Annotated in this window: 8 protein-coding genes and 1 pseudogene; 4 read left to right on the top strand and 5 right to left on the bottom strand. The window is 41.0% G+C overall.

Features of this window, described 5'->3' with window-relative positions; all coding sequences use genetic code 11:
- Positions 1 to 458: 458 nt before the first annotated feature.
- Complete coding sequence (locus tag H6G48_RS16955; RefSeq protein ID WP_190722604.1) at positions 459 to 1175, bottom strand: polysaccharide deacetylase family protein; 717 nt, start codon at positions 1173 to 1175, stop codon at positions 459 to 461.
- Between the two features lie 210 nt (positions 1176 to 1385).
- The gene (locus tag H6G48_RS16950) at positions 1386 to 2462 is read right to left on the bottom strand and encodes an AI-2E family transporter (protein ID WP_190722603.1); all 1077 of its coding nucleotides are present in this window, start codon (positions 2460 to 2462) and stop codon (positions 1386 to 1388) included.
- A 271-nt stretch (positions 2463 to 2733) separates the two neighbouring features.
- Here H6G48_RS16950 and H6G48_RS16945 point away from each other — a divergent pair, with 271 nt between their 5' ends.
- Complete coding sequence (locus tag H6G48_RS16945; RefSeq protein WP_190722602.1) at positions 2734 to 3501, top strand: ABC transporter ATP-binding protein; 768 nt, start codon at positions 2734 to 2736, stop codon at positions 3499 to 3501.
- Between the two features lie 164 nt (positions 3502 to 3665).
- On the opposite strand, the pseudogene H6G48_RS16940 reads toward H6G48_RS16945, so the two are convergent.
- Both H6G48_RS16940 and H6G48_RS16935 read right to left on the bottom strand, forming a co-directional pair.
- Positions 3666 to 4010 (bottom strand): annotated as a pseudogene (locus tag H6G48_RS16940) (tetratricopeptide repeat protein); the annotation flags it as partial.
- A gap of 327 nt (positions 4011 to 4337) precedes the next feature.
- Positions 4338 to 4916: a transposase gene (locus tag H6G48_RS16935; protein WP_190722601.1), complete on the bottom strand. Its 579-nt coding sequence runs from the start codon at positions 4914 to 4916 to the stop codon at positions 4338 to 4340.
- A gap of 417 nt (positions 4917 to 5333) precedes the next feature.
- Between H6G48_RS16935 and H6G48_RS16930 the strand changes: the two genes are divergently transcribed.
- The 3 genes from H6G48_RS16930 to H6G48_RS16925 are packed head-to-tail and all read left to right on the top strand — an operon-like array spanning position 5334 to position 9288.
- On the top strand, positions 5334 to 5570 hold the full coding sequence (locus tag H6G48_RS16930; RefSeq protein WP_190722600.1) for a hypothetical protein: 237 nt from the start codon (positions 5334 to 5336) through the stop codon (positions 5568 to 5570).
- Entirely contained in the window at positions 5539 to 5616 is a 78-nt protein-coding gene (locus tag H6G48_RS27535; RefSeq protein ID WP_353737095.1) for an SWIM zinc finger family protein, read from the top strand. The genes H6G48_RS16930 and H6G48_RS27535 overlap by 32 nt, the downstream gene beginning before the upstream one ends.
- A 54-nt stretch (positions 5617 to 5670) precedes the next feature.
- The gene (locus H6G48_RS16925; protein ID WP_190722599.1) at positions 5671 to 9288 is read left to right on the top strand and encodes a DUF7149 domain-containing protein; all 3618 of its coding nucleotides are present in this window, start codon (positions 5671 to 5673) and stop codon (positions 9286 to 9288) included.
- Positions 9289 to 9739: 451 nt separating this feature from the next.
- Here H6G48_RS16925 and tnpA read toward each other — a convergent pair whose 3' ends face one another.
- A complete protein-coding gene (tnpA, locus tag H6G48_RS16920; RefSeq protein ID WP_190722598.1) occupies positions 9740 to 10141 on the bottom strand; it encodes an IS200/IS605 family transposase in 402 nt (133 codons plus the stop codon).
- Positions 10142 to 10280: the final 139 nt, after the last annotated feature.

Below are 10280 nucleotides of genomic sequence, written 5' to 3'. Positions count from 1 at the left end.
CTGCTTCACTTTCAGATATTTCTATCTTATAAACTCCTGCCATATTTTTCCTTTAACTCTACTAATATGATATTCTAGCCTATCTGTAGTCACATTTTGGAGAATTGGTATAACCTAGAGAAAATGAAAATTATAGATAGGGTTTGCGGCAAAAAGTAGGGGCGAAGCATTCGGATAGGAAATCTACGGTTTCAGCGATAGGTTATGCCCGAATGCTTCGCCCCTACAGGACGCGGGCCGATGAAGATGTAAGGTTTTGAAACATGATTCTCTCAAAATCTTGCACCTGTGGGAGCAAAAAAAGACCCTAAGACCCTTACCTAGTCTATATTTCACATTTATTCAGCCAGCCCTAGATAATATTTTTGACAATAAGAAGGCAGAAATTCTCAAATAAAACTTCTTTCTTTTTGTGAATTGGCGATCTTTTCTTGTCCTTAATGCCTAGAAAATGTCACCTAATAACGTTTGTGATCAACTAATTGGCTGAGAGTCACCACCTGATAACCTCGATCGTGTAATTTAGCTAATAAATTCTTCAGTACGATCGCCGTATTCTCATCTCTTTCGGGGAACCCACCGTGAAGCACTAAAATCGCCCCAGGGAAAATAAATTGCGAGATATACCAAGTGGTAAATTGAGGATGATTCGTTCCTTTTCTGGTATCTAAAGGGATCATGGAAGCGAGGGCAAATCGGGACTCGTAGCCAGGGAATTTACCCAAAAACGAGCGCATAGATTGATTATAGAAGGCTTGACCGGGACGATACCAGCGCGGCACTTGACCGGCAAGACGACTTAAAATATCGTTAGCTTCCCGAAACTGACTGGCAAAAGCGTCGGCAGCCAGTTGACTGGTGCGGAGATCTTGGCTGCCGTGATTACCGATTTCGTGACCTTGGGCGATTAGACGCTCAATCAAGGTGCAGTTCGGTTGCAGGTGTCCTGTGATCAGAAAAAAAGTCGCCTTGACGGCAGTTGCCGGGCTGGCTTTTTCTCGATTATGAGCGGCGATCGCTGCTAAAATGCGATCGGTGGATTTTCCTTCCAGATCGTTGGGAGTGGGTAGATCATCGATAGTAAGAGCGATAATTTTCTCTCCTGTCGGTTGATAGAAAATTGCCCCTGGGAAAAGTCGAGCGATGATCGAGATAATTAATTTGGCAATGCTCATTTGGGGGGTTAAGGGATGAGAGGAGAAGCAAAGATTAGCGATTACAGGCCAAAGATTATTTCTGTAGGAGATATTTACGCATTTTATTCAGTTTCTGCATAAGCGACCAAACTGAGGATAGCGACTCCGGGTAAAAATAGGGTAGTGGCCACGGATGACAACTACCAAACCGGTGAGCCTTTTCAAGGTAAAAATTAGACATATCCGCCCTTAGATTGACTGATCATGGCTATTTACCACTGGTTCGGCGCTATCCTCGCCAATCCAAGCCCTGACTAACTCGTAGCCAAGACCGAGCAGAACCGGCCCGACGAATAAACCAATAATCCCGTAGGCGATCACTCCCCCGAACACCCCTAGCAGAATCACCACCATGGGAATGGGCAGGCCGCGCCCCATTAAGATCGGTTTGAGGAAATTATCGACCAAGGTGGCGGGAATCATCCAGATGGTAAACAAGAGGGCGATGGAATTGGGTAGTGTTACCCAAGCGTGAATGAGCGCCCCCAAGACAATCAAACCGGGGCCAATTTGGAGAATGCCCAAAATTAGGGTGAGGAGAGTTAATAAACCGGCCGCAGGCGTTCCCACCGTTACTAAACCGATGCCGATCAAAAGACTCTGGATAATGGCAACGCCAATAATACCGCGGCTAACATTGCGGACGGTGGAGGCGGTAAGACCGGCCAGCGCAATTCCTCGACCTGGGGCAATCTTTTCCGCTAACCGGTTCATCAGGTGAGTCAGATTTTTAGCCGAGAGGGTGAGGGCCGCCGCAATCAGAATCGAGGCGATAAATTTCAGCACCGTCAGACCAGTACTGGTGGCCAGAGAAAGGGAGATTTTCCCCAGTTCTTTTAATTGTGGCTCGAAGCGTTGAAGAAATTGACCCGTGTTATCCGATGCCTGCTGCCAGAGACTGGCAATCCTTTCGCCGATCAGCGGCCAGGTGGCCACATCGGCGGGGGGAGGGGGAATCAGCACCGCACCAGTATCGATATATTCGGCCATCGTTCGCAGATTACCCGCCAGAACCGCTGCAATGCCACTCACCGGACCGATAATAATTCCTAGACAAAGTAGGGTGAGGAGAACTGCGGCCAGTTTCGCCCGGCCAGCGAGTAACTTTTTTAACCAGAGAAAGAGCGGATACCAAGCGATCGCTAGAATTGCTCCCCAGAGGATCATGGTTAGGAAGGGACGCAGCAGGGTAAAACCAGCAAATAACAACAGGCCGAGAAAAAACAGCCGGATGACGAGATCGATAATTTTAGCGTCATTTTTCATCAATAGCGATCGCCTTTTGGCTAGATGAGGACATTTCTGCAATTATGGCAGTTTTTCGTTATCGGTAGTGATTCGCTAGTAGTGGTGAGCCGTTTTGCTGATCTGGTGGGGATTGTGTAAAATGTTTCCCGATCAAAATAACTGCCCGATAAATCTTGATAACTGATTCTTTCAGGGTAAATCTCCTGACAAATATTTTTTTGGTCGGTGCAATGCTTACTTTAAATAGTCTTGAGGGAGTAAAATCGACTAATTTAATCTGTTAACAAGGATGCAGGCAAATTTATTAGAAGTGCGGGGGGCAACCCGTCGATTTGGGGGATTAGTCGCTGTCGATGGGGTTTCCTTTCAGGTACAAAAAAACGAGATTTTTGGCTTAATTGGACCCAATGGGGCGGGAAAAACGACTTTATTTAATCTGATCACCGGTTTAATCCCCCTATCGAGTGGTGATTTAATTTATCAAGGGTACAGTCTGGCGAATTATCGTCCTCACCAGATCGCTCAGGCAGGAATTGCCAGGACTTTCCAGAATTTGCGCTTATTTGGTGAATTATCGGCTTTAGAAAATGTGGCGATCGCTGGTAATATTCACAATAGCTCCAATCTCTGGACGGGAATTTTCGGTTTACCGGTTTCGAGAAGGGAGGAGGAAAAAACCTATAAAAGAGCAGCGGAATTATTAGATTTAGTCGGATTAACTGACCAAAGCAATCGGAAAGCCTCTAATTTAGCCTATGGTGATCAAAGACGCTTGGAAATCGCCCGCGCTTTAGCTTTGCAACCCCAGTTATTACTCCTCGATGAACCGGCAGCCGGGATGAATCCCAGCGAAAAGGGGTCATTAAGTCAGCTAATTCGACAAATTCGTGATAATTTAGCTTTAACTGTCCTGTTAATCGAACATCATGTGCCTTTAGTGATGGGATTATGCGATCGCATTGCCGTGTTAGATTTCGGTAAGTTAATCGCTTTGGGAGACCCGGCCACAGTCAGGGAGAATCCCGCGGTGATTGAAGCTTATTTAGGGGATGAATAAGGATTTTAGATATAGCAGCTATCTTCATGGTGAGGTACGAAGTTTTCGTTTTGGGGAGCCGGTCGTCAGTTATCAGTTATCAGCCTTTTTCTCCCTTCTCCCCGCTCTCCTACTGCACTAAAGCGACGGAGAATGTCATACCTGAGCTTATTTTTTTAGACAAATTACTGCATTTTTAGCATCCATTCTACCGTGCGTTCATACAGTTCTAAATTACCGGTTTTTATCAAAGCATTAGCGGCTTTTTGCAAAGAGTTAAGGCTCGCTACTCGGCTACTAGGATTTTTATCATCGTAGGTAGCAAGAGCCTAATTATAATAAGCTTCGCCATAATTAGGCTGATAACTAATTGCTAATTGATCATCCGCAATCGCTTCTTTCTTCTCGCCCATTTTTTCCTTAACTAAACCTCGATTATAGTAAGCTTCAGCATAGTTAGACTGGAGAGCAATAGCCATATTTAAATCCTCCAAAGCACCAGTATTATCTCCCAAATCAAAGCGAATAACTTTTTTCTAAAAACCCTTGACAAATGCCGAGACTTGCTTTATACTTTATGTATAATGGGAATCCGTGCGCCCATATATATAGGGTTTTTGAGGGAAGATAAGAGAGAAAAAAATAGACTCCAAAACCGGGATGGGTAGGAATAGGGATAAAGGTATGAAGACAGAAAATTTCTCTCCCCGACAAGCATTAAACAAAGCATTCCTGAGTAGGGATAATTCATGAATTATCCCTACGGAATTATCCCTACGGAATTATCCCTACGGAATTATCCCTACGGAATTATCCCTACGGAATTATCCCTACGATCTGAATTGTTGTTACAGTGATTATAAATCCTTTCTACCGAAGCTTTGCCAAAACTGAACTTCCTCCTGACTAGGTTTGACTTGCTGATTTTCGATATCTTGATGCCATTTTAAAGGATTATTAACAATATATTCTCTAATTTTCGTTAAGGAAACCTCATCACGGATAATATGTTCATAATAATTCTTTTGCCAAACCGATTGACCTTGAGTACTCTGCAATTGATTAATCAGTTTAGCACTATTCATTTTAAAATAACCAACCACTTTAGGTAACAACATTTTTCGCCTTTCCTCTGGTAGAGATAATTCATGAATTATCTCTAATGGGTTATCAATAAATATTATTCCGTGAATATGATTAGGCATAATCACAAATTCATCTAAAATAACTTCTTTATAACGAGTATCTAAACTATGCCAAATATCCTTAACAACTTGACCAAATTGATTAAGATTCATGCCGTTATCTTGTATGTCCCCTAATAAATTTTCACTATTTTTAATACAGATTGTCACAAAATATGCAGCCGATTGAGAATAATCATAGTGAGATAATCTTAAGGAACGACGATGGGGTTTATCAGAAAAGTTATTCATTTATTCATCTCCTTGTCAGGACAATAAATAGGAATCTTATTTTAGTTTTTGGCTATTTAGTAAAATAAGATCAAGCTGAAGATAACAATAATTGTAACTGCTCGGTCTCGCGTAGCGAGCGCGTTGCGACCGCTTCCTTTAACCTTTCTACCCCTGCAAACTTACTGGCAATTTCCCTCACATCTTGGGAAGTGGGGAGATTTTCTCAAAACCCTTGACAAATGGCGAGACTTGCTTTAGACTTTATGTATAATGGGAATCCGTGCGCCCATATATATATGGTTTTTGAGGGAAGATAAGAGAGAAAAAAATAGACTCCAAAACCGGGATGGGTAGGAATAGGGATAAAGGTATGAACACGGAAAATTTCTCTCCCCGACAAGCATTAAACAAAGCATTCCTGAGTAGGGATAATTCATGAATTATCCCTACGGAATTATCCCTACGGAATTATCCCTACGGAATTATCCCTACGGAATTATCCCTACGGAATTATCCCTACGGAATTATCCCTACGGAATTATCCCTACGGAATTATCCCTACGGAATTATCCCTACGATCTGAATTGTTGTTACGGTGATTATAAAATCGGCTCGATTTTTTTCTCAAAACCCTTGACAAATGGCGAGACTTGCTTTAGACTTTTTATATAATGGAAATCCGTGCGCCCATATATATATGGTTTTTGAGGGAAGATAAGAGAGAAAAAAATAGACTCCAAAACCGGGATGGGTAGGAATAAGGATATAAGGTATGAAGACAGAAAATTTCTCTCCCCGACAAGCATTAAACAAAGCATTCCTGAGAGTCAAACCGAGTCGTAGTCAGGTGGAGAAGTTTCAAACCCACCTAGAACAACTTTTGGGGAGTATAAACGAGACAGAATCGGAGGAGTTCCACAAAAACCTGCTTGCAGACTTTCTCAAACACAGCTACTATAGTCCCCAACATTTCATCAACACCAAGGGAAGGAATGATTTAGTCATCCATAATGGGAAAGAGTCGCGGGATTCCGTGGGGGTGATATTGGAAGTCAAGAAACCCAGCAATAAAAGCGAGATGCTGCGGAGAGACAAACTCAACTGTAAAGCATTACAAGAATTACTCCTCTACTTCCTACGGGAAAGAATAACCGAGAAAAACCTAGAGATAAAACACCTGATTGCTACCAATATATATGAGTGGTTTATCTTCGATGGGAATATCTTCGAGAGACTATTCGCACAAAATCAGGAACTTGTCAGACAGTTTAATGACTTTGAGACGGGGAGACTAACGGGAAAAACCACCGACTTCTTCTATAAACAGATAGGAGAACCCTTCCTGAACTCCAGACTCGATTCCCTGACATACACCCATTTTGACTTGCGGGAATACACCCAAACCATCCGGGAGGACGAACATAACCTTATCAGTCTCTATAAAATCTTTTCTCCCGAACACCTCTTAAAACTCCCCTTTGCGAACGATAGCAACAGTCTCGACAAAAACTTTTATAGTGAACTGCTGCATATCATCGGATTGACAGAGATAAAAGAGGGAGGGAAAAAACTCATCCAACGTCTGCAACCGGCAGCGCGTCAACCCGGTTCGCTGCTAGAGAACGCTATCAGTCAAGTAGAGAGTTTAGATAAAATCTCTCGTTTACCCAATCCCGAGGAATTTGGGGAGACGGAGGAGGAGAGACTATTGAATATCGGTTTAGAGTTAGGGATAACCTGGATAAATAGAATCCTCTTCCTCAAACTATTAGAAGCGCAGATAATTAGGTATCATTGGGGGGATAAATCCCTAGGGTTTCTCAATTTAGGCAAAATTGCCAACTATGACGACTTAAATCGCTTATTTTTCAGCGTTTTAGCCAAAAAACAGTCAGAAAGAAGCAAAGACATCCAGAATACCCATACTCAGGTTCCCTATCTCAACAGTTCCCTATTTGAACCGACAGACTTAGAACAATCAACCATAGTCATCAGTAACCTGCGTTCGGAGAATTTAGAGATTTTTGCGGGAACAGTCTTAAAGGATAGTCAGGGGAAAAAGCGAACAGGAGAAATCAACGCTTTAGCATACCTATTCGAGTTTCTCAATGCCTACGATTTTAGCAGCGAAGGTGGGGAAGCGATACAGGAGGACAATAAGACTCTTATCAATGCGTCAGTGTTGGGATTAATCTTCGAGAAAATCAACGGATATAAGGATGGTTCCTTTTTCACCCCCGGTTTCATCACTATGTATATGTGTCGGGAAACGATTCGACGCGCAGTGATAGAGAAATTTAACCAGAGTCAGGGATGGGATTGTCAGACAATCGAGGATGTATATAACCGCATCAAAGATAAAACGGCAGCCAATGCTATTATCAATAGTCTCAAAATTTGTGATCCTGCGGTGGGTTCGGGACATTTTCTTGTTTCTGCTTTGAACGAGATAATCGCGATTAAGAGTGAGTTACAGATTTTATTGGATAAAGAGGGGAAAACTCTCAGGGATTATCGGGTTGAGGTGGTGAACGATGAGTTAATCGTCACCGATGATGACGGTAATCTGTTTGAATATAATCCCCGCAACCGAGAAAGTCAGCGCGTACAGGAGACTTTATTTCAGGAAAAACAGCGTCTGATTGAGGGGTGTCTCTTTGGAGTTGATATCAATCCCAACTCGGTGAAAATCTGTCGGTTGCGTTTATGGATTGAGTTACTCAAGAATGCTTACTACAAAGCAGATAACGAGTTAGAGACGTTACCGAATATCGATATTAATATCAAGGTTGGCAATTCTCTGATTAGTCGCTTTGGGTTATCCAATGATTTACAAGTCTTTTCCCGCAAAAGTCGTTTAAGTATCGAGAGTTATAAGGATGCGGTGAGAGTCTATCGCAACGCGGAGGATAAATCGCAAAAGCGCGAGATGGAGAGATTGATAAGTGAGATTAAGAGTAGTTTTCGTCAGACTTTACAGGGAGATAATCCTCTGAAAAAGCGCTTGCGGGGTTTGGAAACGGATTTATATAGTCTAGAGAATCAAATTTTGTTATTTGAGGAGTCACCCAAGGAAAAGAAAGCGCGGGAAAGGAAGATTAGTCAGTTAAGGAATGAGATTGATAAATTACGTCCGCAACTAGAGGAGATTGAAAGCGGTAAGATTTATCATAATGCTTTTGAATGGCGCTTCGAGTTCCCCGAAGTTCTAGACGATAAGGGGAATTTTGTCGGTTTTGATGTGGTAATTGGCAATCCTCCTTATATAAGTATTGAAGATATAACTTGGGACCATAGAAGATTTTACGAAACCATTTATCAAACGGCTACTGGAAGATTTGACTTGTATTCTCTATTCATTGAGAAAGCAATGCAAATAAAACAGCCAACAGGTGTTTTCACTTACATTATTCCAGGAAAGTTTTTAAACAACAAACAATTTGTTACTGCTCGTAAAATTGTTTGCGATAATCACGGAGTTACGGTTGTAAAAATTGACGAAAAAGTATTTGAAGATGCACAAGTAAATAGTGTAATTGTAGAAAATTATCCCACTACAAAAGCACAATACAAAGCATTTAAAATCACAAGGCAAGAATTGCAACAGCTTTCAGAAACTGAAGTATCAAGTATCTTGAACGATAAGGAGATAATTTTTCGTTTAGAAATAAATACCAAATTTGATAACCTCATTGCTAAAATTGAGGCAGATACACTGAAATTAAAAGAAATTGCAGAAGTGAAAGACGGAATTGTTGCAGGTACAATCAAAGACATTTTATACATTGATAAAAAGAAAGACAAGGATTGCTATAAACTTTATTTTGGAAAACACCTTTCCAGATATTCACTGTTGGATACAGACGTTTGGGTGAATTACAAACCTGAAGAAATGATGAAAGAAGAAGTAAAAAGAAAAAACGGCAAACGAGCAGGTCTTTGGATGCGAGATGAAAAGATATTCAAACGTGAAAAAATTCTGTCAAGATTTGTAGCAAAGGAAATCATTGCAACATACGACAATGAAAAAAAGTATTACGAGCATACTTTACATAGCACACACATAACAGACAAAAGATTTAAAACAAAATATGTTTTAGGACTTTTTAATTCTACCTTGTTCAAGTTCTATTATCAAAAAACAAATTCTCAAGGTGGTGATATTTTTCCACAAGTAAGAATTTCATCGGTAGAAAAGCTACCTATAAAACTTGCAGACAGTAAAACACAAGAAACAATTGAAACTCTTGTTAACCAAATTTTAGCCAAGAAATCAGAAGATAATTCTGCCGACACCAGCGAGTTAGAAAAAGAGATTAACCAAATAGTGTATGAATTGTATGGATTAAGCGAGGAGGAAATCAGGATAATAGAGGGAGAAATCAAATAAATATAAATGTAGGGTGTGTTAGCGAAGCGTAACGCACCCAAAAGCATCCCAAAGGACTGACAAAAATTTGATCCCCCTAAATCCCCCTTTTTAAGGGGGATTTAAATTTAATACATTTGTTCTTATGAACTCCCAATCGAACTTTAAAACCCATCTCCGCGCTTCCCCTATACCTTCCTCTTACCTATTGCAAGAGTGCCTTATCTCAACAAGTAATTTAAATTCAGTACAGCTTACACCCAAAAGAATCTCAACCAAAATGCTTGACAAAAGCCAAGACTTGACTTATACTTTTTATATAATGGGAATCCGTGCCTAAATATATATAGGGGTTCTCAGAGAAATTAACGAGCGAAAGAAATAGGGACGAAAAGGAAAGCTTTGCCGCAAGGATTAAAGCTGGTTTGGTTAGACTAACTTTATCGAAAATTTGGGTTAAAACCCCGTCGTTTTACGACGGCTTTTCCTGATTTTTGATGTAGGACTTAAGAACTTCCAGTGGCGCACCTCCTACAGAAGATACAAAATAACTGGGCGACCAAAGAGCGTCTTTCCCGTATGGCTTAGGATATCCAGCTTGTCCATACCTACGACTAGAGACTCCTTTTAAAGAATTGACCATTACAGAAATAGATAGTTTCGGCGGGTATTCAATCAATGCGTGGACATGATCGGACTCCCCGTTAAATTCCAATATCTGAAAATTCATTTTTTCCGCAACTTCCCTAAAAGAGTTTTCAACCAAAGTCAGACTTTTACCAGTAAAAACCTTACTTCTGTATTTTGTCACAAAGACCAAGTGTATCTTTAGATCGGAAACAGAGTTTCTTTCTTTTCGCAACTGACTTGACATTATTAACAGACCTAGTTAGAATAGAGGGCTCTTCGGGAATTGTTATGCAAATAATTAACTTAAAATAAAATTCGATGAGAGTACCTAAGCTCAAAAGTAGCTGAAATCCATACAGGGAACGACTTAAAGCACAAACAGG

Source organism: Microcystis flos-aquae FACHB-1344, assembly GCF_014698375.1.
Classification (GTDB): Bacteria; Cyanobacteriota; Cyanobacteriia; order Cyanobacteriales; family Microcystaceae; genus Microcystis; species Microcystis aeruginosa.
Note: the sequence above shows the minus strand (reverse complement) of the source record. Positions and strands in the feature narration are given on the sequence as shown.

What these genes read in the sequence shown, in the direction of transcription:
- tnpA (WP_190722598.1), bottom strand. Translation starts at nt 10,141, where the DNA reads ATGTCAAGTCAGTTGCGAAAAGAAAGAAACTCTGTTTCCGATCTAAAG.
- H6G48_RS16945 (WP_190722602.1), top strand. Translation starts at nt 2,734, where the DNA reads ATGCAGGCAAATTTATTAGAAGTGCGGGGGGCAACCCGTCGATTTGGG.
- H6G48_RS16930 (WP_190722600.1), top strand. Translation starts at nt 5,334, where the DNA reads ATGAATTATCCCTACGGAATTATCCCTACGGAATTATCCCTACGGAAT.
- H6G48_RS16950 (WP_190722603.1), bottom strand. Translation starts at nt 2,462, where the DNA reads ATGAAAAATGACGCTAAAATTATCGATCTCGTCATCCGGCTGTTTTTT.
- H6G48_RS27535 (WP_353737095.1), top strand. Translation starts at nt 5,539, where the DNA reads ATGGCGAGACTTGCTTTAGACTTTTTATATAATGGAAATCCGTGCGCC.
- H6G48_RS16935 (WP_190722601.1), bottom strand. Translation starts at nt 4,916, where the DNA reads ATGAATAACTTTTCTGATAAACCCCATCGTCGTTCCTTAAGATTATCT.
- H6G48_RS16925 (WP_190722599.1), top strand. Translation starts at nt 5,671, where the DNA reads ATGAAGACAGAAAATTTCTCTCCCCGACAAGCATTAAACAAAGCATTC.
- H6G48_RS16955 (WP_190722604.1), bottom strand. Translation starts at nt 1,175, where the DNA reads ATGAGCATTGCCAAATTAATTATCTCGATCATCGCTCGACTTTTCCCA.